The sequence below is a fragment of the Helicobacter sp. MIT 21-1697 genome, assembly GCF_026241255.1.
Classification (GTDB): Bacteria; Campylobacterota; Campylobacteria; order Campylobacterales; family Helicobacteraceae; genus Helicobacter_C.
Window position 1 is genome coordinate 1 of record NZ_JAPHNC010000010.1, and the last position, 23,083, is coordinate 23,083.

General features: G+C 37.5%; 21 protein-coding genes and 1 pseudogene. 15 read left to right on the plus strand and 7 right to left on the minus strand.

Annotation, left to right across the window (positions count from 1 at the left end; genetic code table 11):
- Nucleotides 1-212 precede the first annotated feature (212 nt).
- Entirely contained in the window at nucleotides 213-416 is a 204-nt protein-coding gene (locus tag OQH61_RS08280) for a hypothetical protein (RefSeq protein ID WP_266026959.1), read from the plus strand.
- A gap of 104 nt (nucleotides 417-520) precedes the next feature.
- On the opposite strand, the gene OQH61_RS08285 is transcribed toward OQH61_RS08280, so the two are convergent.
- From OQH61_RS08285 to moaA, 4 genes are all read right to left on the minus strand, one after another.
- Nucleotides 521-1,636, minus strand: coding sequence for a Cj0069 family protein (locus OQH61_RS08285; protein ID WP_266026960.1), 1,116 nt, complete (start codon nucleotides 1,634-1,636; stop codon nucleotides 521-523).
- Between the two features lie 110 nt (nucleotides 1,637-1,746).
- A complete protein-coding gene (locus OQH61_RS08290) occupies nucleotides 1,747-4,251 on the minus strand; it encodes a heavy metal translocating P-type ATPase (RefSeq protein ID WP_266026961.1) in 2,505 nt (834 codons plus the stop codon).
- A 3-nt stretch (nucleotides 4,252-4,254) separates the two neighbouring features.
- Nucleotides 4,255-5,340 (minus strand): aminofutalosine synthase MqnE, encoded by a 1,086-nt coding sequence (gene mqnE, locus OQH61_RS08295; protein WP_266026962.1) that lies wholly within the window; start codon nucleotides 5,338-5,340, stop codon nucleotides 4,255-4,257.
- A 101-nt stretch (nucleotides 5,341-5,441) separates the two neighbouring features.
- Nucleotides 5,442-6,440, minus strand: a complete 999-nt coding sequence (gene moaA / locus OQH61_RS08300) for a GTP 3',8-cyclase MoaA (RefSeq protein ID WP_266026963.1) — start codon at nucleotides 6,438-6,440, stop codon at nucleotides 5,442-5,444.
- Between the two features lie 86 nt (nucleotides 6,441-6,526).
- On the opposite strand from moaA, the gene mobA reads away from it, so the two are divergent.
- The 11 genes and pseudogenes from mobA (at nucleotide 6,527) to OQH61_RS09595 (ending at nucleotide 17,747) form a co-directional block, all read left to right on the plus strand.
- Nucleotides 6,527-7,096, plus strand: a complete 570-nt coding sequence (gene mobA / locus OQH61_RS08305; protein ID WP_266026964.1) for a molybdenum cofactor guanylyltransferase MobA — start codon at nucleotides 6,527-6,529, stop codon at nucleotides 7,094-7,096.
- 2 nt (nucleotides 7,097-7,098) lie between these two features.
- Nucleotides 7,099-8,229, plus strand: coding sequence for a flagellar biosynthesis protein FlhB (flhB, locus tag OQH61_RS08310; protein ID WP_266026965.1), 1,131 nt, complete (start codon nucleotides 7,099-7,101; stop codon nucleotides 8,227-8,229).
- 51 nt (nucleotides 8,230-8,280) lie between these two features.
- A complete protein-coding gene (locus tag OQH61_RS08315; protein WP_266026966.1) occupies nucleotides 8,281-9,666 on the plus strand; it encodes a M23 family metallopeptidase in 1,386 nt (461 codons plus the stop codon).
- 12 nt (nucleotides 9,667-9,678) lie between these two features.
- Nucleotides 9,679-10,278: a septum site-determining protein MinC gene (minC, locus tag OQH61_RS08320; protein WP_266026967.1), complete on the plus strand. Its 600-nt coding sequence runs from the start codon at nucleotides 9,679-9,681 to the stop codon at nucleotides 10,276-10,278.
- Nucleotides 10,275-11,174 (plus strand): UDP-3-O-acyl-N-acetylglucosamine deacetylase, encoded by a 900-nt coding sequence (gene lpxC, locus OQH61_RS08325; RefSeq protein ID WP_266026968.1) that lies wholly within the window; start codon nucleotides 10,275-10,277, stop codon nucleotides 11,172-11,174. Before minC ends, lpxC begins: the two co-directional genes overlap by 4 nt.
- A gap of 12 nt (nucleotides 11,175-11,186) precedes the next feature.
- Nucleotides 11,187-11,672: a hypothetical protein gene (locus OQH61_RS08330; RefSeq protein ID WP_266026969.1), complete on the plus strand. Its 486-nt coding sequence runs from the start codon at nucleotides 11,187-11,189 to the stop codon at nucleotides 11,670-11,672.
- Between the two features lie 112 nt (nucleotides 11,673-11,784).
- On the plus strand, nucleotides 11,785-12,684 hold the full coding sequence (gene thrB, locus OQH61_RS08335; RefSeq protein ID WP_266026970.1) for a homoserine kinase: 900 nt from the start codon (nucleotides 11,785-11,787) through the stop codon (nucleotides 12,682-12,684).
- 19 nt (nucleotides 12,685-12,703) lie between these two features.
- Nucleotides 12,704-12,955: a DUF448 domain-containing protein gene (locus OQH61_RS08340; RefSeq protein ID WP_266026971.1), complete on the plus strand. Its 252-nt coding sequence runs from the start codon at nucleotides 12,704-12,706 to the stop codon at nucleotides 12,953-12,955.
- The gene (gene infB / locus OQH61_RS08345; protein WP_266026972.1) at nucleotides 12,943-15,597 is read left to right on the plus strand and encodes a translation initiation factor IF-2; all 2,655 of its coding nucleotides are present in this window, start codon (nucleotides 12,943-12,945) and stop codon (nucleotides 15,595-15,597) included. Before OQH61_RS08340 ends, infB begins: the two co-directional genes overlap by 13 nt.
- Nucleotides 15,598-15,794: 197 nt before the next feature.
- A pseudogene (locus tag OQH61_RS09590) lies at nucleotides 15,795-16,613 on the plus strand (Cache 3/Cache 2 fusion domain-containing protein); the annotation flags it as partial.
- Nucleotides 16,614-17,306: 693 nt separating this feature from the next.
- Nucleotides 17,307-17,747, plus strand: a complete 441-nt coding sequence (locus OQH61_RS09595) for a methyl-accepting chemotaxis protein (protein WP_416232497.1) — start codon at nucleotides 17,307-17,309, stop codon at nucleotides 17,745-17,747.
- Nucleotides 17,748-17,756: 9 nt separating this feature from the next.
- On the opposite strand, the gene bcp is transcribed toward OQH61_RS09595, so the two are convergent.
- From bcp to OQH61_RS08365, 3 genes are read right to left on the minus strand one after another with little or no spacing between them, the layout of a single operon-like run.
- Nucleotides 17,757-18,215 (minus strand): thioredoxin-dependent thiol peroxidase, encoded by a 459-nt coding sequence (gene bcp, locus OQH61_RS08355; RefSeq protein WP_266026974.1) that lies wholly within the window; start codon nucleotides 18,213-18,215, stop codon nucleotides 17,757-17,759.
- A 48-nt stretch (nucleotides 18,216-18,263) separates the two neighbouring features.
- Nucleotides 18,264-19,166, minus strand: coding sequence for a tetraacyldisaccharide 4'-kinase (locus OQH61_RS08360; RefSeq protein ID WP_266026975.1), 903 nt, complete (start codon nucleotides 19,164-19,166; stop codon nucleotides 18,264-18,266).
- Nucleotides 19,167-19,175: 9 nt separating this feature from the next.
- A complete protein-coding gene (locus tag OQH61_RS08365; RefSeq protein ID WP_266026976.1) occupies nucleotides 19,176-20,012 on the minus strand; it encodes an NAD+ synthase in 837 nt (278 codons plus the stop codon).
- Nucleotides 20,013-20,162: 150 nt separating this feature from the next.
- Between OQH61_RS08365 and petA the strand changes: the two genes are divergently transcribed.
- From petA to OQH61_RS08380, 3 genes are read left to right on the plus strand one after another with little or no spacing between them, the layout of a single operon-like run.
- Nucleotides 20,163-20,672 carry a ubiquinol-cytochrome c reductase iron-sulfur subunit gene (petA, locus tag OQH61_RS08370; RefSeq protein WP_266026977.1) on the plus strand — a complete coding sequence of 170 codons (510 nt, stop codon included), beginning with the start codon at nucleotides 20,163-20,165 and terminating at the stop codon, nucleotides 20,670-20,672.
- Between the two features lie 9 nt (nucleotides 20,673-20,681).
- The gene (locus OQH61_RS08375; RefSeq protein ID WP_266026978.1) at nucleotides 20,682-21,911 is read left to right on the plus strand and encodes a cytochrome b; all 1,230 of its coding nucleotides are present in this window, start codon (nucleotides 20,682-20,684) and stop codon (nucleotides 21,909-21,911) included.
- A gap of 1 nt (nucleotide 21,912) precedes the next feature.
- Nucleotides 21,913-23,016 carry a c-type cytochrome gene (locus OQH61_RS08380; RefSeq protein WP_266026979.1) on the plus strand — a complete coding sequence of 368 codons (1,104 nt, stop codon included), beginning with the start codon at nucleotides 21,913-21,915 and terminating at the stop codon, nucleotides 23,014-23,016.
- The last annotated feature ends 67 nt before the right edge of the window (nucleotides 23,017-23,083 follow it).

Consider the following 23,083-nt stretch of genomic DNA (forward strand, 5'->3'; position numbering starts at 1 on the left):
ATCCCAAAAACAAGCGATTTTAAAAAAGGCTTTGATATAAATATATTTTTATGTGTTTGACTTTAGTTTAACTGCACAAAAACAAGCAAGTTTTAAATAAGCTTGATACGAACAAAAGCTCCTTTTCTTGGACGAATTATTAAGTAAAACTTGTTATAATTGTGCCTAAAAAGATTCAAGTAGTAGATTGGATAGGGGAAAAGGGAGCAAATATGGGAATGCCAATAAGTTTTAATCAGCCAATACCACAAATCATACCAACAACGCCGGTCGTGCCTCAAAGTAATCCAAGAAAAGATGAGGAAACTTATAAGCTGGATAGTTTGAAAATGCACGAAACGCGAATGCCCGAAGTTACATATAGTTTGGATAGTTTGATAATGAGTAAAGGATTACTGCTCAACACTCAAGCATAAGAGAGAATCTTGGGGATAACAAAAAAGTGCGAAGCCAAAGATAATGAATAAGCCAAACTAGATTCTATATATATAGAATCTAGTTTGATGAGGTAGGTGTAGAATTAAGATTGTGCATCTTCTACAATGTTGATAATTGTGTTTGCTACTCTACGCGCAGTTTTGTCCAAAAATTCTGCTGGAGAAGTAAAGCCCACACAAGAGCAGTTGATTTCACCCAAAACATATTTATCCTTACCATTTGCATCTGTATCAAGGATAAAGTCTGCTGTCCAAATGAGCGGCAAATCATAGTTGCCAAGTTTAGTTTTAATCTCTGGGAGATTTGAAAGGAAGTAATCCACCAAGGTGCTCCATTGTTCTGGCTTGTCATAGCGATATTTTGCACCGCTAAAGAGTGTTGCAGAGAATGCGTCCGCGCCTTCAGCAGGTTTTTTATGCACAACATAAATGGGGTCTTTATAAAGCATAAGGATTCGGATTTCACCCTCTTTGATACGAGGCAAGAAAGTCATATCCACGAGCATACCATTATCACCTTTAAGGTATTTTTCACAAAAATCCATAAACTCACCGAGTTTGCGCTCTTCAACGTGATTATCTACTGCTTCTGTGCAGCGAATCTCTGCATCTAATGGCAATTCACTTACACCTTTATATTTGCTTGGGTCTTTGATTTGCACACGCCAAATGCCCTCACCTGTTGAGCCACGATTTTGTTTAAGCACTCTCTCTCCCTTTGCAAGAGTTTTGGGAAAGTTCTTTTTGAAGTCGTGCTCACCGCCAGCTTCCCATTTTACGCCAATCCTCGCTGCCTCACTTGGGTCATAGTATGCTAAAGTATCTGTGGGCACAAGCTCTGTATTGCGAAGCTTAGTTAAAGCATCTTTTGCACCATAGCCAATCATCGCATCAGGGTGTGGCATACCAATGACACCATCAGCACAAAGTTTGCGCAATACATCAAAGTAGAGTTTTTCTTCTTTGAGATTGCCCGGATTTACGCGTGAAACATACGCATCAGCAGATTTTTTGACATACTCATAGATTTCATTCTTTTTTGCCTCATCGCGCAAAATCTCATCTGTAAAAAAAACAACTTCTGCGTTCCAGCCAAGTTTTTTCAGATAATCCATCATTGGCACAGTGTCTTTTCTATGCCCATCTTTACCCTTATCGCTGCCTCCTACTGCTTCAAAAAAAACGATATGTTTTTTCATCAATTCCTCCTTAAAAATAAAATGAAACATTCTTATATTACGCTAAAATTTTACAAGAATAACTAAAATAATGTATATTCTTATGAGATTTTGTTTGTCTGCTTTAGAATCTACCCATTTTTAACTTTTTTAGATTCTAATGTTATGCCTTTAAAGTGTTTTAATCGCATAGAGTTAAGCACCACAATAAGAGAGCTAAAACTCATAGAAAGAGCTGCAAAGAGCGGTATCACAAGTCCAGCCACTGCCAACGGCACACTCAAAGCATTATAACCAATGCTTAAAATAATGTTTTGTTTAATGCTGCTATAAGTTCGGTGCGCAATTTCAAAGGCATTGTGCAGGGTAGTAAGCTTATCGTCAAGAATTACAACATCGCTACTTAAGATTGCAATATCACTCCCAGCTCCCATAGAAATAGCAATATCACTTTTGCTTAAAGCAGGTGCGTCATTAATCCCATCGCCCACCATTACAAGCACATTTTGTGGGTGCTTTTGCCTATAAGATTCTATCCAATCTGCCTTTTGTAAGGGTGATAGGCTATGATGAGATTCTTGAATTGCTATGAGTGAGCTGATTTGCTCCACACTCTCTATCCTATCGCCGCTTAACAAGGCTGTGGCAATGCCACGCTGATGTAAAGATTCTATTAGAGTTTTAGCATAGGGCTTTGGTTCATCATAGAGTTCAAAGATTTCACAAATCTCACTTTGATTTTGGGTATCCTTTTGCTGCATACCAAAGCCAAATATCATACCTCCACCAAGCGAAAGCTTAGGAATAGCAAAGCCTTGTGCGCGTAAAAATGCTAAATTTCCTCCTACAAGTTTGCAATCTCCCATATACGCGCTTATACCTTGTGCATCAAATTGCTCAAATTGCTCTAAAACAGGAGCATTGCAAGTATTGTCTGATTGATTTATGTCATTTTGAGATTGCAAAAAATGTACAATGCCTTCTGCCACAGGGTGCTTACTTAAACGCACAAAAGCAAGCAACAAATCTTTGTCATAACTGCCACCTATATGACATTTTTGCACTCTAGGCGCACCTTGAGTGAGTGTGCCTGTCTTATCAAAAACTACAATATTTGCTTTTGCAAGGCTTTCAAGGAATCGCGCTTGTTTGAAAAGGATATTGTAATGATAAGATTCGCCAATGCCAACCACAGAAGCAATAGGCGTAGCCAAAGCCAACGCGCAAGGACAGGCGATAATAATCACAGAGATAGCTATCATAAGTGATTTTTCAGCTCCTACATTTCCTACAAAGTACCAGCCTAAAAAACAAAGCAGGGCAATGCTTAAAATGATGCGTGAAAAATACTGCGAAAGGCTATTAGCAAGATTTTGTATGTGTGGTCTGTGATTAAGCGAGGAACTTACAAGTGCGATAATATGGCTCATAAGGCTTTGTGAGAATATTTTAGTCGCTTGGTAAAAAATTTGATGATTCAGATTGACATAACCAGAGAGAATCTCATCACCTTTTTTAGATTCTATGGGCAAAGATTCGCCGCTGATTGCTTTTGTGTCAAAAATTGCTCTTTGACTGAGCAAAATACCATCAATAGCGATTTTTTCACCCGCCCTTACGAGAATCATATCGCCTATTTGGACTTCTTCGGGGGCAACTTGATGTGTGAGATGTGGATTTTGTTTATCACAGAGTTCTATACTTGTGGGCAAGAGATGACTAAGTTTATCAAGGCTATCTCCAGCATTTTTGCGTGCTCGGACTTCCAAAAATTTGCCAATAAGTACAAAGGTAATAATCATGCTCACAGATTCAAAATAAGTCTCGCCACTGCGCGTGAGAGCAGCATATAGAGAATAAATATAAGTTAGCGTAGAGCCAACAGCAACGAGCAAATCCATACCCACAAAACCATTTTTTAATCCATAATAGCTTGAGCGAAAAAACACCCAGCCAGAGTAAAAAAGTGCAGGAGTGCACAGGATAAATGAGGCGAGATTGAGTATATCTTTTGCTTCCTTGGTGATACCAAGAAAATACCCGCTATATTGTGCAATGGCTACCCACATAATATTCATTGTGCAAAAAAGTGCAACAATCACGCGTATATAATATTCTTTCATTTGTTTTTTATCTGCGCTTTCTTGGATTCGGCTATCATATACATACGCATCATAGCCAATAGATTGAATAAGTGCGACAATAGCACTTAAGGGGAGTTTGTTTCTATCCCAAACAATGCTTGCTTTGTTGTTCGTATAATTAATGGAAGCACTTATAATCCCCTCTTGCGCTAAAAGGATCTTTTCATTAAGCCAAATACACGCTGCACAATGAATCCCGCTTATAATTAAATGTACTTCGCAGAGTTCCGCATCGTCTTTTGTAATGGTATGGACATATTTTTGCATAAATGCGTCTGTGTCAAATCGCTTCAAATCATTGTGAGTATCAAGTGTTGGGGGAGCAAGGGGACTTGTGAGTTTATCATAAAAACTTGTGAGTGAGCAATCTTGGAGCAAAAAATATACACTTTCGCAGCCATTGCAACAAAAATGTAGCTCCTCTCCTTGCTCATTATAGCGTGTGCTTAATTGTGAATCATCATATTCAAGCTGACAATGGGAACATCGCACTTTTTAACACTCTGCAAGTTCATTGTAAAGGGAATCTCGCTCAATCGCACGAAATCCAGCGTCTTTAATTTGTGAGATAAGCTCCTCTTTGTTTAATCCGCTTTTGCTTTTTGCTCCTGCGGCAGATTGAATGCTTTCTAATTGAATTGTTCCGTCCATATCATCAGCACCAAATTCTTGTGCAACAATAGCAAGATTAAGCCCCAAAGTTGCCCAATATGCCTTTATATGTGGGATATTATGAAGCAAGATTCTCGCAATAGCAATTGTTTTTAGAATCTCTTGTCCGCTTGGAAATGCTTTGACATTGAGAAAATTATTTTCGCGTTGATAAAGAAGGGGGATAAAGGCATTGAATCCACCCTGTTTTTGCGCTACTTTGGCGTTTTCACTTTGAGCAGCGCGTAATCGCAGCATATGATCAATTCTATGTTCTCTTTGTTCTATGTGTCCAAAAAGCATTGTTGCATTACTCATTTTACCTAGAGTATGCCAATATGTGTGAATCTCAAGCCATCTTTGTGAGCTTACCTTGCCTTTGCAGATAAAAGCACGCACCTGCTCATCAAAGATTTCAGCACCACCTCCGGGCATAGAATCTACTCCAGCCTTTGCCATATCTTCAAGCACTCTCTTGTAGCCTTTGTTTGAGATTCTATCTAAATAATCTACTTCTGCGGCAGTGAGAGCTTTTAAATGCACTTGTGGCAGAGCCTTTTTGACTTCTTTGAAAAGTTCAAAATACCATTCATAAGTATAGTTTGGATTATGACTAGAAACGATATGAAGCTCTTTTGCGCCGTTTTCATAGGCATTATGTGCTTGAGCGAGAATCTCATCAATGTTCATAGAATAAGGATTGGGATTTTTGCGTGAGGCAGAAAATGCGCAAAATTTACATACATCTGCACAAATATTGCTTGGGTTAATATGGCGATTGTTGTTAAAAAATACTTTTTTATCATACCGCTCTTTGCGGAGATTATATGCTGCTTCACCAAGTGTGAAAATATCATATTCATACAATCTGCTTAGCTCTTTTGGGCTTAAATCCTCATCTTGTGCCAAAGCCTTTTGTAATAAATCCATTTTTTCTCCTTAAAACTTTAAAAAAGTGATTGTATAGCATAAAATCTTAGAATCTCATTTACACATTCTTACATATTTTCTATTGTTTGTGCGCCAAAGAATTACCCACCTGTGTAATAAAATGCACGCGTAGAATGCTTTTGTTGCTCCATTTCCTGCTCCCATTGATTCTTTTCGGGTTTATTGCGCACAGAGAGTTCTAAAAGTTTTTGCATTTTTTCTTTATCATTTTGCATAATGGCATCTTTAAGATTCACGCTTTCTTGGTAATACAAGCAAGGGCAAATCACGCCATCACTTGTGAGACGGATACGATTGCAGCTTGCACAAAAATCATCTTCGTGTGGAGAGATAATACCGAAGGTAAGCTGTTTTGGCAAAGAGGGTGAGTCATTATCCTTTAAGATAATTGAATACAGCTTTGCTGGACCGAAACATTCTTTTTTTTCTAAGGTAGTAGGATACTTAGTGTTAATAATGTTTAGAATCTCTGCACTTCGCAAACCTTTTAAGCCCTCTTTTGCGTGGATATTTTCCATAAATTCAATAAAACGAATGCCAAAGCCATGGGTGGCGGCAAATTCAAGCATATCAATGATTTCATCATCATTTATACCTTGAATTGGCACCATATTGAGCTTAATGCCTAATCCAAGATGAGCGGCTTTATGAATGCCTCTTAGGATTTGTGGCAGAGCATCGCGCTTAGAAATAAGCTTTATACGCTCACTTTTAAGAGAATCCAAAGAGATATTAATGCGTGAAAGCCCTGCATCTTTTAAATCTTTAGCGTATTTTTCAAGCAAAAAGGCATTACTTGTGAGTGTAAGCTCAATATGAGGTGCGTATTCGTAAATTTGAGCGATAAATGCGCTTAAATCTGCCCTCAAAAGAGGCTCTCCGCCTGTAATACGGATTTTTTTTATACCATTATCAATGGCAAGCTTGATAAATTCAAGCATTTTAGGCAGAGGCAATGCACTCTCATCTACAAAATCTTCTGGTGTATCAGGCATACAATATTGGCAGCGGAAATTGCATTGCTTGGTAACAGATACGCGTATATAATCAATCGTGCGAGAAAAAGAATCTACTAACATTGCTCTTCCAAAATGTAAATTTATATTTAAAGAAATTAGGATTATACAAAATAAGATACAATGCTTACTAAAAATGAAAGGTTTTTATGCAAAAGATTGCTATTCCGTGTGTGATACTTGCTGGTGGCAAAAGTTCGCGTTTGGGCACAGATAAGACGCAAATTGCATTTGGACAGCATACGCTTAGTCAATGGGTATTTATGCGTTTGAGTGTCTTGTTTGAATCTCTTTATATCAGCGCAAAAACGCGGGATAAATTTCAGTTTGAAGCTCCGTTTTTGATAGAATCTAGTTCTATCTATGCCCCTATGGTAGGAATGATTAATGCCTTTAAAAAATTAGATACGCAAGAGATTATGTTTTTAAGTGTGGATACACCTTTTATCACTTGCGCAACTTTGCATAATATTGCCCTTGCGAATGCTCCTATTGTCTATGCACAGAGTGCCCATAAGGCACATTATCTTATTTCCAAATGGCATAAATCTATGCTTGATACGCTTATATGGGCATATAAGGCTAAAAATTATGCCCTGCATCGCATTATAGAATCTCACCCCTATCAAAGCATTGCTGCAACAGAAGAGGAATGTCTTAACATCAACACAATGGACGACTATCGTGAGGCTTTAAAAGTCTATGAGGATATGGAATAGCTATGGCAGCTGATGAAGAAAAAACCCAAGCCCCATCGGCACATAAGATTCAAAGAGCTAGAGAAGAAGGTAATGTCAGCAAAAGCCCAGAATTTGCTGGTTTTTTTATTTTGCTTATAGGTTTGGGATTGATGTTTTTACTTCTGCCTTTTTGGGTAGAAGGCACGCAGAGAATCTACCATCATATCAATCAGCTTATGCTGCTTGATGTGGATAGGCGTTTGTTGGGCAATCTAATGCTAAGTATTGGGCTTGAAGTGTTTTTTATGCTTGCACCGCTTTTTCTTGTGCTGATGATTACGGGGGTTATTGCAAATGTCGCACAATTTGGATTGCTTCTTTCACCTAAAGCGATTAAGCCTAAAATATCTAAAATTAACCCTATAACAGGCATTAAAAATGTTATTTCACTTAAAAAGATTCTAGATGGTTTTATGATTACCTTAAAGGTTTTTGTAGCCTTTATTGTTGGGTTTGCTGTATTTGTGAGTTTTTTTGATGAATTACCAAGCGTTTCAATGAGCGGATTGTATGGGCAGATTATGTGGTTTAGGCAAAAGGCACTTATCCTTATTGGAGTGCTATTAATTTTGTTTTTTATTATGGCAGTAAGTGATTATTTGATTAAACGTTATCAATACATCAAAAGTCTCAAAATGAGCATTAAAGAAGTCAAAGATGAATACAAACAATATGAGCAAAGTCCTGAAGTGAAGGCTAAGATTCGTCAAATGCAACAAAAAATCGCAAATAATCGTATGATGCAAGAAATCCCTTCTGCTTCCGTTGTTATCACTAACCCTACGCATTATGCTGTGGCGTTGCGTTATAGTGAGAAAGAGATTGAAAAAGGTATGCCTCCAATATTGGTAGCAAAAGGCATTGATGAGCTTGCCATACGCATTAAAAGTATAGCAAGAGAATATGATATTAAAATCATTGAGAATCCACCTCTTGCACGCGAACTTTATCGGCAGTTGGATTTAAATCAAGTTATTCCTCACGACCTTTTTGCAGCGGTAGGACAGGTGTTAAGCGAGGTTGCATATCTTGAGGAGCGTGAAGGCAAGAAAAAAATGAGTAAGATTCTTGAAATTGCAGGAGAGAAAGTAGCCAAAGAGCGTCAAATCTAAGATTTTATGCTATAATAAAACCTTTATTCTTTGTAATCCAAAGGCACGAGTATGGGTAATAAGCGGTTGATATTGACAAGTCTAGGTATTATGACACTTATTATTGTAGGGATTATGGCTTTTACTTCTTTCATCTTTGAGACACAAGAGCCACGTCTGAATATGCAAGGGAAAGCTCTTCCCACACATTGGAATCTTCAAGATGAGATGTGGGTAAAATTTGATGATGAAAGTGGTATTAGGGATTATCGGGTGCAAGTGATATTTGATGGAGAGGTTTTGAGTGATGAAAAAGAAATCATTTTAAATAAACCAAAATCTATTAAAATTTCATTGCCAAAACCTTCTACTTTACTTAAAAATGGAGCAGCTCTTCAATACAAGATTGCAGTAACAGATTGGAGTAATTCACATTTTTTTAGCGGCAATACTGCCAAAGTTGAACTCAATCTCGTAGTAGATACGACTCCTCCCAGTGTTATACCTATTGCATCATCATATCAGATTGCTCGTGGAGGAAGTGCGATTGTAGCATTTGAAATTAAAGATATGGCATTACAAGATGTGCATATTCATAATGGCATTGATGAATTTAAGCTCTTTAAATATCTTGATGATGATATTTATATAGGAATTATTGCGTGGCCTCTAAAAAATAAATTTTTTAATCCTCAAATTGTTGCCACAGACAAAGCAGGCAATACTACCAAACAAAATATCACGCTTAGGCGGAATATTAATGTTGCTTATTATCATTCTAACATCAGAATAGAAGAAAACTTCCTCAATGGCAAATTAAATGAACTTCTTGGACGCATTGATAAAAAACTTCATCGGGACTTTAATGATGATGTTGAGAGATTCGTGTTTTTTAATGAAACCATACGCAACGAAGATGAAAATAGAATTTTAAAAGCCTGTAATGATTTGGTTTCAGATGATGGCTATATTGATGAATCTTTCCGCGCATTTGTGCCACTTAATGGTTCAAAACTTGTAGGAAGTTTTGGAGATTATCGCACTTATTATCTCAATAAAACCAAAATCAGTGAAGCCACACATTTGGGCATTGATGTGGCAAGCGTCAAAAATGCTCCCATCATTGCGAGCAATAAGGGTGTTGTGTCGCTTAAAAATCGTCTTGGGCTTTATGGTGATACGCTTTTAATTTATCACGGGTTTGGCGTTTCATCGCTTTACTCACATCTATCAGATAGCCACGTTAATGTGAGCGATGAGGTAAATGTAGGACAACGTCTTGGCAATACGGGCGCAACAGGTTGGGCATTTGGAGACCATTTGCATTTTGGTATTTTAGTGCAAGGGCATTTTGTGCGCTTAAGTGAATGGCTAGACCAAAAGTGGGTTGATGATAATATTATCAATGTTTTGATTAAAGCACGAGCGTATTATCAGGAAAAACATTCAATGCATTAGAAGCGATACACTATGATTAAAACTCGGCAACGCACTTTACGATTATTTGAATTTGAAGCAGGAGGAAGCACACAAGAGTATATTGATTTTATTACAAAGCATCTCCCTCTTTTGCAACGTCATACACTTGGTTTTAGAGATGAGATTGAGCCAAAGCTTCAAACATTTTTACAGGAGCATAATTTAAGTTTTGCCAATTTAAGTGATATGGCGCATATTTATGTAACACATCAAGATTCTCTTACGCTTTCTCAATCTAGCCAATCTCATCTTTGCAATGTGCAGGTTGCATCTTCTTCTGCACTTTTTATTAATAAGGTTGTCCGCAGTGGTGAGGAAATCTATCATAATGGCGATATTGTGGTGCAATCTCAAGTCAATAGTGGTGCTCGGATTATTGCGGAAGGAAATTTGCTTTTGTTAAGTGAATGTAGTGGCAGCATAGAATCTCAAGGTGATTATATTATCTGCACTAAGATTCTCGCTCCTACAATATTGTTTCAAGATGCACTTCTTGATGAAACTTTTTTACGCAAAATTAACCAAAGCAGTGCATTATTCAAAATAATTTTTAAAAAAGACGATGATGTAAGTATAAAGGATTTAGTATGAAGCAAAAAACCATTAAAAATAAAGTTGAGCTTGTAGGGATTGGGCTACATAAAGGTGTGCCTGTAAAAATGGAGCTTGAACCTTTGGAGGTGGATAGCGGCATAGTGTTTTATCGTTCTGATTTGGGTGTAAGTGTTGAGCTTAAACCAGAAAATGTCATTGATACAACTATGGCAACTGTGATTGCCAAAGGTGAAGCAAAGGTTTCTACTATTGAGCATTTACTTTCTGCTATTCACGCTTATGGCATTGATAATATTAGAATCTCGCTTGATAACGAGGAAGTGCCTATTATGGACGGAAGTGCGATAGGATATTGTATGTTGCTTGAAGAAGCTGGCATTATTACACAAAATGCACCCAAAAAAGCCATTGTAATAAAAAAATCCATTGAGATTGTAGATGAAAAGAAATTTGTGCGCGTTGAGCCAAGTGAGAGGACAATTTTTGATTTTAAGATTGATTTTAATCACCCTGTCATTCGTCAGCAACATTATAAATTTACTTTTAGCACTAAAGCTTATAAAGAAGAAATTGCGCGGGCAAGAACTTTTGGCTTTTTGCACGAGGTAAATTATTTGCGCTCTAAAGGTTTAGCAAAGGGTGGAGATTTGAGTAATTGTATTGTGCTTGATGAAAGCAGTATCCTTAACAAAGAAGGTTTGCGATACAAAGAGGAATTTGTGCGTCATAAAATCCTTGATGCCATTGGTGATATGGCGTTACTTGGTATGCCTTTACTCGGTAGTTATATATCTTTTGCGGGAAGCCATAAGCTTAACCATCTCCTTACAAAACAGATTTTAAGTGATGAAAAAGCTTATGAGGTTATAAGTCTTGACGATAAGGTTGAGGAAGCAAATCTTGATTATGCTTTTTTGCACGAACAACATTAGCTTATAAAGTGTATGCGGTATATAAGTATTGCTCTTGTGAGCGTAGGTTTGCCTATAAAATGTGGGCTCTATGAAAATCAAACATTAATTGAGGAAATCATAAGCGATGAATTGCCCCTTGTCGCACTTCCTCGTATTTTTGAATCTTTGCTTCCCACACCCAAACAAAATCCAATGTATCGTGATATGAAAATAGAATCCATTTATTATGCTAATGGACCCGGAAGTTTTACCGCACTCAAACTCACGCATATTTTTCTGCATACCCTTGCGATGGTGTATGATATAAAGCTTTTTGCTACTTCAAGCTTTTATTTTACAAGCGATTGCTATATTAAAGCATTTGGCACGACTTGTTTTTATTGTGATTGCGAGGGGAATATTTCTCTTGCTCATAATATAATGTCCAAAAATACTTCTTTCTTCCTCCCAAAAACACTTGATACAGCACGATTTCATACACATACCCAACCCCTTTATATTCTCCCTCCCGTTTAGCTTTCATAAAAAGAATCACCGCTCTACTTCTGTAAAGATTCTCAAAAAACTAAAGAAAAATCAATTAAAAACACATTATAATAAAGCTTTGACTTTATACTATGGAGTAATTGTGGTTATTTCTGTCCCTGCTACAAGCGCCAATCTTGGACCCGGTTTTGATACTTTGGGTTTAGCACTTAAATTACATAATACTTTTAGTATTACCCCTTCAAAGTTAAGCAGTATTCATATTTCTGGAGAGGGAAAAGATCGCCCTAAGCTTCGTGTAGATAATGTTTTTATTAAGATTTTTAATGAGATTCTTACTCTGCATAATTACCCTATGCAGACCTTTAAGTTTGGCTTTCATAATGCCATACCTATATCGCGTGGGCTTGGTTCAAGTTCTGCGGTAATTATTGGTGCGATTGTAAGTGCGTATCATATTATGCAAAAGCCAATCAATAAATCGGAGATTCTCCAGCTTGCGCTTTCATATGAGAATCACCCAGATAATATTACGCCTGCACTTTATGGAGGGTTTAATGTGAGTATGCTTGATACCTCACTTGAAACAAAAGAGCAAGTTGTCAATATCCAAACGCTTTTGCCCACAGATATTAAAGCCGTAGTAGTGATTCCCAATGCAGCTATTTCAACAAAATTTTCACGCCGCGCACTTCCTAAAAAATATAGCACTCAAGATGCGGTATTTAATCTTTCGCACGCTTGTATGTTGAGTGCAGCCTTTATTACACACAAATGGGATTTGTTGCGTGTTGCTAGTCAGGATAGATTCCATCAAGAATTGCGTATGAAAAATATTCCTGCGCTTTTTAATGTGCAAAAGATTGCTTTTGAAAATGGAGCGCTTTTAAGCGCACTCTCTGGGAGCGGCTCATCATTTTTAAATATTTGTTATAGCGATGATAGTGGGAATTTATCACGCATTTTGCAAAAGCATTTTCCAAAATTTCGTGTGCTTGAACTTGAATTTGATAATATCGGGGCAACCCTGATAGAATCATAGAAACTTTAGGTATAATACTATGAAACAACCCAAACAAATGCGTATGTGTGTTAAATGTCGTAAGAGATTTTGTCAAAAGGAGCTTTTAAGATTGCAAAGTAATGGCTACTCTTTGTGTCGCTTTAGTGGAAGAGGGAGGAGTTTTTATGTATGCGAGGAATGCCTAGAGCAACCTAAGACGCTTCAAACTATCATCAAAATGAATAAATTAAAGCCAAGCGAACATCACGTTTCAACTTTAAAGGAGATATGGAATCTATGGAAAAAATAAGATTATCAGATTTTGCCAAAGAATTTGGCAAAGAGGCAAAATTTGCTTATGAGAAAGCTAAGGAAATGGGATTAAGTGTAAAAACACCTTCAAGCTCTCTGACACAAGAGGAGGCTGCTGCACTTTTTGAATATATCAATACGGGTGTAAATTCTTATGTGCCTACAAACAAAGCCAAAGATAAAAAGGCAGCTAAAGCACCTAAAAAATCAACTACAAAGTCTTCGCAAAGTGCTACAAAGGAAAAAGAGAGCAAAGAAAAGGAAACAAAGAAAGCTACTAAATCTTCAAAGACTGCTAAAAAAACCACGCAAAAGCAAAAAAATAAAGATGCGCAAAATGAAGTAGAACAAGATAGTGCTCTACCCCAAATTCAAGCATCTCAAAACAAACGCCTTGGGAAAAAAACAGAAACAAATGATATGACTGCACCTCTTGAAACAAAACCAAAAGTCGGACTGCGTATCGTGCGTAAAAATGATGCCCTCCAAGAGCAGCCAAGTGTGGTATCTAAAAAAGATGAGAATAAAAGGCACGCCCCAAGCTATAAAGAGCTTCTCGCTGATACTGCTGATGAAGAGTATAAAAAACACAAAAAAGATAAACCAAAACCTAAAGTTGCCCACAAACACACAGAGCAAAAAATACATATTTTAGATGATAGGGACATTTCTTTTCATTCTGATTATGATGATGAGCAAGATGAAATTATGCTTTTTGATTTAAATGAGCGCGAAGTGCGAGATGAAGAGGAAGAGAATCAGATTCGTCAAGCTATTGCCGAACGTGTACATATTCATCGTAAAAATCCTTGGATGAATGAGGGAAGTATCAAGCGTGGAGGCAAACGCCGTAAGCCAGTCAAAGCACCAAAAAATGTTGATAAGGTAAAAGGTCCCATTTCTATTCCTGAAGAAATCCGTGTATATGAATTTGCTGAACTCATTAAAGCCGAGCTAAAAGATGTTATAAAGGTGCTTTTTAATCTTGGTGTAATGGCGACAAAAAATGATTTTTTAGACCGCGATGCGATTGAAATTTTAGCTGATGAATTTGAGCTTGAAATTTCTATCCAAGATGCTCCCGAGCAAAATATTATAGAATCTGCTCCCGACATAGATATTCCATTGCTTGAGCGTCCGCCTGTGGTTACGATTATGGGGCACGTTGATCACGGCAAAACTTCATTGCTCGATTATATTCGCAACTCGCGTATAGCAAGTGGTGAGGCAGGAGGGATTACGCAGCATATTGGCGCATATATGGTAGAAAAAAATGGCAAAAAAATCAGCTTTATTGACACACCCGGACACGAAGCTTTCACACAAATGCGTAGTAGAGGGGCGCAGGTAACTGATATTGCAATTATCGTCATCGCCGCAGATGATGGTGTCAAGCAGCAGACTATTGAAGCTCTTAACCACGCTAAAGCTGCAAATGTGCAAATTATCATTGCAATGAATAAAATGGACAAAGAAAATGCCAATCCCGATAAGCTTAAAGCTGAATGCGCTGAGATTGGATTTACACCTAATGAATGGGGCGGGGAATACGAGTTTATACCTATTTCTGCCAAAAGTGGCGATGGCATAGAGAATCTGCTTGAAACGATTTTAATCCAAGCTGAAGTATTGGAGCTTAAAGCTCCTCATCAAGGTAGAGCAAAGGCGATTGTGCTTGAGGCGAGTTTGGAAAAAGGACGAGGACCAGTAGCGACCATTATTGTGCAAAATGGAGTGCTTAATGTTGGAGATTCAGTAGTGGCTGATACAGCTTTTGGACGTGTGCGTGCCTTGCTTGATGACAGAGGACAAAATATCTCGCAGCTTTCACCCTCTGGCGTGGCAGTGGTTACAGGACTTTCTGAAGTGCCTAGTGCGGGAGCTATTTTTCAAAGCGTGGAAAATGATGCTATTGCAAGAGAATACGCGCAAAAACGCGCCTCATATTTGCGACAAAAGGAATTGAGTAAATCTACGAAAGTTACTTTTGATGAACTTGGAGAAATGGTGGCTCAAGGCAATCTTAAGACTTTACCTTTGATTGTTAAAGCCGACACGCAAGGTAGCCTTGAAGCAATCAAGGTAAGTTTGGAAAAGCTAAGCAATGATGAGGTGCGTGTGAATATTATTGGTTTTGGTGTGGGGGGTATTAGTGAGAGTGATATTGCACTTTGTGCCACAAGCACAAATAGCTTGATTTTAGGTTTTAATGTCCGCCCTACTGGGAATGTAAAGGCAAAGGCTAAAGAGCTTGGCGTAGAAATTAAAACCTATTCTATTATTTATACATTGCTTGATGATATTAAAGCTTTGCTCGGCGGTCTTATGTCGCCCATTGTTGAAGAAGAGAATACAGGACAGGCTGAAGTGCGTGAGACATTTAATATTCCTAAGGTTGGCACGATTGCTGGGTGTATGGTGGTTGATGGAAGTATTCAAAAAGGCATTAAGGTGCGACTTATTCGTGATGGTGTGGTGGTGCATACAGGTGCTATTGTTTCGCTTAAAAGATTTAAAGATGATGTCAAAGAAGTTTCTAAGGGGTATGAATGCGGGATTATGCTTGAAAACTATAATGATATTAAAGTGGGCGATGTTTTTGAGACTTACAAGGAAATTTCAAAAACAAAAATATTATAAATATTATAAAATAAAAAAATTTATTAATAAATTTAAATATTTTTTTATCTATATTATTCTAATATTTCGTTCAAATTAAATAAGCAAGGATATGTTTAATGTGGAACAAATTATCCATAGGCACAAAGTTCTTATGTATTCAAGCTATTATTGTTTTGATTGTTTCCATTCCTATTTTATTTTTTGTTCAATGGACAATGGGCAACACTACTCAAGCTCAAGCTAAACTACAAATCAATCAAGCAGCTTCTATTGTAGAAGGTAATTTTCAAGTTACCTCTCAACAAATCATTAGTGAAAGTGAAAATTCATTAAAGTTTTTTGAAAATGATTTAGCAGCCTTGTATGGGGCTTTGAGGAAAAATAGTTATAGAATCGGCGATAATATGAAGTTTGGCGATAAATCTGTGCCAACCTTATATTATAATGGTGTGAATCTTGTGGGTAATACAGAGTTGGTAGATAAGTTTTCAAAATTGGTCAGTGGTGTAGCGACTATATTTGTCAAAAGCGGTGATGATTTCATACGCGTAGCAACCTCTCTCAAAGATGCATCGGGCAATAGAATAGTGGGCACACCACTTGGTAGCTCTCACCCAGCTTTTGCTGAAATGACAAAACCTAATCCAAGTATATTTCGTGGAAAAGTGCATCTTGTGGGCAAAGATTATATGTCTATTTATAAAGCAATCTTAGATGAGAATAATCAAGTTGTAGGTATTCTATTTGTTGCCTATGATTTAGAAGAATGTTATAACTTAATTGCACAAAAATTAGGGGGTATTCATATAGGAGAGAGAGGCAAAATTATTATCTTTGATAAAACTTGGGATAAATTTATTCTCGGTGGAGAAGGTAAGCCAAGTGATGCATCGCATTTAAAAACATTAAAGCCTAAAATGGAAATTTCTTACTCTCTTAATGGAAAAGATTATCAGGGTTATGTGGATTATAATGCTGAGCTTGATTTATATATTGTGATTGAAGCTTTGATGAAAGATTTTACTTCAGCCATTGAAAAAGTTGAACTCATTATTACTTTAGGGATTATCGTTTTAGCTTCTGTCATTCTTATTGTTTCTTTTATGACGATTAAACTCTCTTTGCTTGCGCGCATTAAAAGCCTTTCTGATTTACTCTTTGATTTTTTACAATATCTCAATTACGAGAAATCAACGCCTCCAAGCTTAACTAAGCCTCAAGCAAAAGATGAGCTTGGCAATATGCGCATTGCCATTAATGAAAACATACAAAAAACAGAAAAAGGATTAGAAACCGATAAGGAGGCAGTAGCACAATTTATTGAGGTAGCAAATCATATAGGAAGCGGTGATTTTACAGCGAGAATTATGGAGAATCCACATAATCCCCAACTTGTGGAACTTAAAAGTGTGCTTAACCAAATGCTAGATACTTTGCAAAGTAAAATTGGACAGGATATGAATGAGATTCATCGCGTATTTAAATCCTATATTAATTTAGACTTTACAACACAAGTGGATAATGCACACGGAGAGGTAGAGACTGCGGCAAATACTTTGGGTTCAAACATTAAAGAGATGCTCCATACTTCTTCAGAATTTGCTGAAGAATTAGAAGTGAGTGCAAAAGACTTAAAACAAGCTGTTGATAATCTCACTGAAGGTTCGCATAAACAAGCCCAAGCATTAGGAAAAACAGCCCAAGCGCTGGAAGAAATGAATGCTTCTATGGAGAGTATCTCTGGGCGTGCGAATGATGTAAGCAATCAAGCTAACGATATTCGCAATATTGTAGGCGTTATTAGGGATATAGCAGACCAAACAAACCTCCTTGCACTTAATGCCGCTATTGAAGCAGCAAGAGCAGGAGAACACGGCAGAGGATTTGCTGTTGTCGCAGATGAAGTGCGAAAGTTAGCTGAACGCACAGGGAAATCGCTTTCTGAAATTGAAGCAAATATTAATGTCCTTGTTCAGGGCGTGAATGAAATGACTGAATCTATTAAAGAGCAAACATTAGGTATTGGACAAATTAATGAAGCTGTTTCACAGCTAGAAAATGCAAATTCGCAAAATGTGGAAGCGGCAAATCATTCTCAAAATATCAGCGATTCAGTAGATACTATCGCACGCAAGATTTTTGATGATGTGAATAAGAAAAAATTTTAATGCAGAATCCTATTTGAGGCTTTCAAGAACTTTTTGGGCGTGTCCTTTTGCGCGAACATTATAAAAACTTTCTTTAATAGTGCCATCGCGTTCGATAATAAAGGTGCTACGAATAATACCCTGCACTTCTTTGCCATACATCATTTTTGTGCCATACGCACCATAAGCTTTTGCAACACTTTTATCACTATCACTTAAAAGCAACACTTTAAGCGATTTTTTTTGAATAAAATTTTGATGACATTTTGGACTATCAGGACTTATGCCCACTATGATGGTATCTTGTGCTTCAAATTTTTCTAATAGGGCACTAAAATCTTGTGCTTCAATCGTGCAACCGGGTGTATTATCTTTGGGATAAAAATATACTACCACGCGTTTTATGAGCAAATCTTGTAAAGAAATTTCTATTTCATCAGCGTTTTTAAGCACAAATTGCGGTGCTTTATCCCCTTTTTGTAGTTTCATCTTCTCTCCTTTGTTGTGGTATAGCGACTTTGTATTGTAAGCCAAATATTACTTAAATTTTTCTATATATCCCTTAATATGCTTAAGGACTTGAGAATCTATTTTAAGCTCTAGCCTCATTACACTTAATTTTAAACCGCTTTGAAGCAGCTTCACTTCATCTTTGCTTGTTACGAGCAAGCTTGTGGCATTATATTCTTGCATTGCCTTTTGTAAAGCGTCTTTATCAAATTGCGCGTGATCATTCAGTGTGATTTTCCCTACCACAGAGGGTAAAAACGCATCAAGCCTTGAAGGGTTGGCAATGGCTGTGAGTAGCAGCATACGCTCGCTTGGAGATTCTATGTGCACCTCTCGCGTATAGTCTATTCCTTCGCGCACAATCAAATCCGCTTCTTTAAGGGCATTTGGTAGCTCACGATAAATTCCACTTGGCAAAGTTAAAGTAAAATAAGGTTTAAGCAAAGGCTCAAGCACAATATTAAGCTTGGCGAAGTTAAAGCGAAAACCATCATCTAAAAATATGACTTTTGCACCCATTTGCTTTGCTTTTTCTATGGCTTGGATTCTATTTTTGCACACAATCACACTTGCATTGTTAAGCTCTCTCGCGATGAGATAAGGCTCATCTCCAGCTTCTTCTTGTGAGACTTGGATATTGCCCCATTCGCTCACAAGAACAAGTCCTTTTGATGTGCGTTTATACCCCCTTGATATGATTGCTGCGCGTTCATACATTTTCGCTACCTCAATGATAAAAGGTGTTTTGCCACTGCCACCAGCAATGAGATTTCCTACACTCACAATGGGAATACCAAAATCATAGAATCTCGCACATTTTCGCCGCACAAAAGAGCCGATTCCATAAAGTAATGATAAAGGCAAAAGCGTGAAACTTACAAGCTTTTGGGTGAAATTTGGCTGATAAAAATACGCATCAATCCATCGCATATATGCTCCTTAAGCTTCGTGTTCTAATTCTAGTATAGTTGGCTTGGTGCGTTTAAAGGCATTGTTCCACACACGAGCACTTAGAGATTCTATCATATTGTGTTCAAATCCTGCGTTTTTGAGTTTATGTTTTATATGCTCTCGCTCTTTATGCTGCGTAGCTTGAATACCACCTAGCTTTTCAAATGCCCTCAAAAATGCGTCAATGTGTGTATAATCATATCCTAAATCGGCTTCATCGCTTTGATTGGCAAATAAATCTGCGCTTGGTTTTTTGGCAATAATCTTTTGAGGCACATTAAGCGCAAGCGCAAGCGCAAAAATTTGTGTTTTATAAAGTCCGCCAATAGGGTTTATAGCATAAGCTAAATCTCCAAATATTGTGCCATAGCCTAATAGAATCTCACTTTTATTGCTTGTCCCTAATACAAGGGCATTATCCACATTCGCGCAGTCATAAAGCAAAGCCATACGGATTCTTGCACAAAAATTACCCATACGTATTTTTTGATTTATATCAATATTTTCCATATCTTTTCCGCTTCCGCTGAAATCCATAGCCTCTTGCTTTGCAAAATGTTGTTGAAATGGAGCAAGTTGAATAATTTTGCTTTTAAGCTCAAGGCTGTGAGCAAGATTAAGAGCATCATTAAAATGCTCCTCGTTAGAGCTAAGAGAGGGCATAAGAAGCACACGCACATTTTCACTCCCTAAGGCTAAAGTAGCCAAAGTAGCTACTACTGCAGAATCTATACCGCCACTTAAGCCCAACACTACTTTCTTAAAACCTCTTTCTTGAAGTTGTTTTTGAATAAAATGTATGCAAGGATTCACAAAATGTTCCATTTATTTACGCCTTAATTTTTTATCATCTCGTATCGTAATTATAATATACTCTAAAAATAAACAAAAAATTTAACAAGAATAAACAACATTTAAGCCTTTTTTGCATACGATACTAAGTTTTTATACTTCAAATTAGTGAAAGGAGAAAAGATGCAAGACACAAAAAGACGCGATTTTCTAGGAATGGCTCTAGGTGGTGTTGCTGCTGTGGGTGCTGTGGCATCTCTATATGCAATGAAACGCTCTTGGGACCCATTACCTAGCGTTGTCTCGGCTGGTTTTACGACATTTGATTTGAGTGCTTTACAAGAAGGAGTGCTTCAAACAGTGGAATGGAGGGGCAAACCTGTATATATCCTCAAAAAAACTGCTGGCAGTCAAAAAACACAAGGACGAGATTTTGAAGTTAATGGTGCAGTATATACGGTGGGGATTCAAATCTGCACCCATTTGGGTTGTATTCCTAGTTTTAATCGGGCTACTCAAGAATTTGCTTGTGCGTGCCACGGAGGGCGTTTTGACGCTTCAGGTGTTAATGAAGCTGGCACTCCACCACCGCGTCCTATGGATATTCCACCTTTTAAAATTGATGGGACTAAAATGGTGTTGGGTGAAGAAGGGCAAGAATATAAAGCTTTGCTTGAAGCAAAAAAGGCATAAGGAGAAGATATGGAAGTGAAAAAAGCTGAAGGCTTGGTGGATTGGTTAGATCAACGCCTTGCTATCAAGAAATTATTGGAAGTGATGATGACAAAGTATTGGATTCCAAAAAACATCAACTTCCTATGGGCTATGGGTGTAGTATTGCTCACACTATTCTCATTGCTTGTGGTGTCTGGATTTTTTCTTTTGATGTATTATAAGCCAGATGTAAATTTGGCTTTTGATAGTGTTAATCACACAATTATGAGTGAAGTGGCATTTGGTTGGTTATGGCGGCATATCCACGCAGTAGCTGCGAGTATGATATTCCTTATTATCTATATCCATATGTTTGTAGCTATTTATTATGGTTCATTCAAAAGAGGACGTGAGATGGTATGGATTGGCGGTATGCTTATTTTTGTTCTTTTCTCTGCAGAAGCATTTAGTGGATATATGCTTCCTTGGGGACAAATGAGTTATTGGGCTGCTGCAGTTATCACAAACCTTTTTGGGGGTATTCCTGTGATTGGACCTGATGTCGTTGAATGGGTGCGAGGAAATTTTGTTGTAGCAGATTCTACTTTGACACGATTCTTTATGCTTCACGTATGTCTTTTGCCAATTGTGATTCTTGGTGTAATTGCATTGCATTTTTATACTTTAAGAATGCCTCACGTGAATAATGAAGATGGAGAGCATATTGATTATGAAGCTGAAGCAAAAAAATATGAAGAGGGCAAAAAGAAAGAATCTAAAGTCATACCATTTTGGCCTGTATTCCTCTCTAAGGATATTTTTGTTGTGTGTCTGTTTATGATAGGCTTTTTCTATCTTGTGTGTTTCCATTTTGATTTTGCAATGGACCCTATCAATTTTGATCCAGCAAATAATATGAAAACACCCGCACATATTTATCCCGAATGGTATTTTCTATGGAGTTATGAAGTATTAAGAGGCTTTTTCTTTAGTGCTGACCTTGGTTTGGCTGCTTTTGGTATCGCACAAGTAGCATTTTTATTTTTACCTTGGCTTGATAGAAGCTCTGTTGTCGCTCCAGCACATAGACGTCCGGGGTATCTCTTGTGGTTCTGTCTGCTTGTGATAGATATGATAGTGCTTACTATCTTTGGTAAGTTGCCACCAGAAGGGGCAAATAACTTTATAGGCTTTGTGGCATCTATTGGATTCTTGTTCCTTGTATTTATTGCATTGCCACTTGTAACATTCTTTGAAAATAAGAAAGGAGCACACTAAAATGAGAGAAATAAAGATTCTAGCCATTATCGTGGTAATTGTAGGTGTGCTGTATTGGGGTGTAGAGCCTCTTGCTCACGCGACTTTCCACCCTGAAGTTGCGAAGGCTGATTTTGAGTTTAAAGATTTAGAGGATATTGATGTGTCTAAAGGCAATGCACAACGCGGTAAAACACTTATAGAAGAAAACTGCACTGCTTGCCATACACTCAAAGATGTTGGTATTGCAGGAGGCGAGATGGCAGTATATGTACGAGATGGTAAAGAAGCGACTATCTTTACGCCTGATTTATCTACTGCTGGAGCAATTTATAATGAGAAATTTTTAGCAAATCTCATTTTAGACCCAGCAAATACTTTGCATTTGGCTCATAAATTCCCAGATGGTGATTTTCCTATGACGCAGTATTTTGGAGCAGAAGATAGCAAGCAAGAAGTTGCTGATATGGTTGCTTATCTCAAATCAATCGGTTCTATTGCGCTCAAAAAGCAAGTTTTGGAATCTGAAGAATTTGTTGCTAAAAAAGAGAATATTGAAAAGTCAAGTTTTTCTGAGGGGCAAAAACAAAATGAAATTGCCAAACTTGAAGAAAGTTTGACAAACAAGGCAGTTTTCCTTAATGCTTGTTCTCGTTGCCATACGATGAAATATGATAATACCAAAGCTGTAACTTCGCCGGAGAGTTTGAGTGTTTATCTTGGTTCTGCTGCACCTGATCTTTCAACAATGATTCGCAGTAAGGGTGCGCATTATTTGGAGTATTTTATTAATGACCCTCAAAAGGTGTCTTATAAGGCTATTCAAGATGCTATCATTAACAAAGAGGGCTCACTTCCACCAAATGACAAAAGAAGCGAATGGCAAGATGAGCGAGATTATAGCAATCTTGCTAAAGAGCTTGGTGTTATGCCTGTGGGGCTTTCTATGCCACGTGTAGGATTAAGACAAGACGCACAAGAGCGCGTTGTTGCTTATATAGAATCTATTGGGGATTCTAAAAAGGAAGAGCGTGAAAGCTTAGGTGTGTATATTATGATTTTCTTTGGTGTGATGAGTGTGCTTGCATATCTTTGGAAACGTCGCGTTTGGAGTGAAGTGCATTAATCTTCTTTAATTTAGCTCCCTCTTTGAAAGTTTAAGAAAAGAGGGAGATTCTTCTTTACTACACAAT

Bases quoted from the DNA above. Each gene is read 5' to 3' on its own strand.
- OQH61_RS08280 (WP_266026959.1), top strand. From the start codon at position 213: ATGGGAATGCCAATAAGTTTTAATCAGCCAATACCACAAATCATACCA.
- OQH61_RS08285 (WP_266026960.1), bottom strand. From the start codon at position 1,636: ATGAAAAAACATATCGTTTTTTTTGAAGCAGTAGGAGGCAGCGATAAG.
- mqnE (WP_266026962.1), bottom strand. From the start codon at position 5,340: ATGGATTTATTACAAAAGGCTTTGGCACAAGATGAGGATTTAAGCCCA.
- moaA (WP_266026963.1), bottom strand. From the start codon at position 6,440: ATGTTAGTAGATTCTTTTTCTCGCACGATTGATTATATACGCGTATCT.
- mobA (WP_266026964.1), top strand. From the start codon at position 6,527: ATGCAAAAGATTGCTATTCCGTGTGTGATACTTGCTGGTGGCAAAAGT.
- flhB (WP_266026965.1), top strand. From the start codon at position 7,099: ATGGCAGCTGATGAAGAAAAAACCCAAGCCCCATCGGCACATAAGATT.
- OQH61_RS08315 (WP_266026966.1), top strand. From the start codon at position 8,281: ATGGGTAATAAGCGGTTGATATTGACAAGTCTAGGTATTATGACACTT.
- minC (WP_266026967.1), top strand. From the start codon at position 9,679: ATGATTAAAACTCGGCAACGCACTTTACGATTATTTGAATTTGAAGCA.
- lpxC (WP_266026968.1), top strand. From the start codon at position 10,275: ATGAAGCAAAAAACCATTAAAAATAAAGTTGAGCTTGTAGGGATTGGG.
- OQH61_RS08330 (WP_266026969.1), top strand. From the start codon at position 11,187: ATGCGGTATATAAGTATTGCTCTTGTGAGCGTAGGTTTGCCTATAAAA.
- OQH61_RS08340 (WP_266026971.1), top strand. From the start codon at position 12,704: ATGAAACAACCCAAACAAATGCGTATGTGTGTTAAATGTCGTAAGAGA.
- infB (WP_266026972.1), top strand. From the start codon at position 12,943: ATGGAAAAAATAAGATTATCAGATTTTGCCAAAGAATTTGGCAAAGAG.
- OQH61_RS09595 (WP_416232497.1), top strand. From the start codon at position 17,307: ATGGAGAGTATCTCTGGGCGTGCGAATGATGTAAGCAATCAAGCTAAC.
- bcp (WP_266026974.1), bottom strand. From the start codon at position 18,215: ATGAAACTACAAAAAGGGGATAAAGCACCGCAATTTGTGCTTAAAAAC.
- OQH61_RS08360 (WP_266026975.1), bottom strand. From the start codon at position 19,166: ATGCGATGGATTGATGCGTATTTTTATCAGCCAAATTTCACCCAAAAG.
- OQH61_RS08365 (WP_266026976.1), bottom strand. From the start codon at position 20,012: ATGGAACATTTTGTGAATCCTTGCATACATTTTATTCAAAAACAACTT.
- petA (WP_266026977.1), top strand. From the start codon at position 20,163: ATGCAAGACACAAAAAGACGCGATTTTCTAGGAATGGCTCTAGGTGGT.
- OQH61_RS08375 (WP_266026978.1), top strand. From the start codon at position 20,682: ATGGAAGTGAAAAAAGCTGAAGGCTTGGTGGATTGGTTAGATCAACGC.
- OQH61_RS08380 (WP_266026979.1), top strand. From the start codon at position 21,913: ATGAGAGAAATAAAGATTCTAGCCATTATCGTGGTAATTGTAGGTGTG.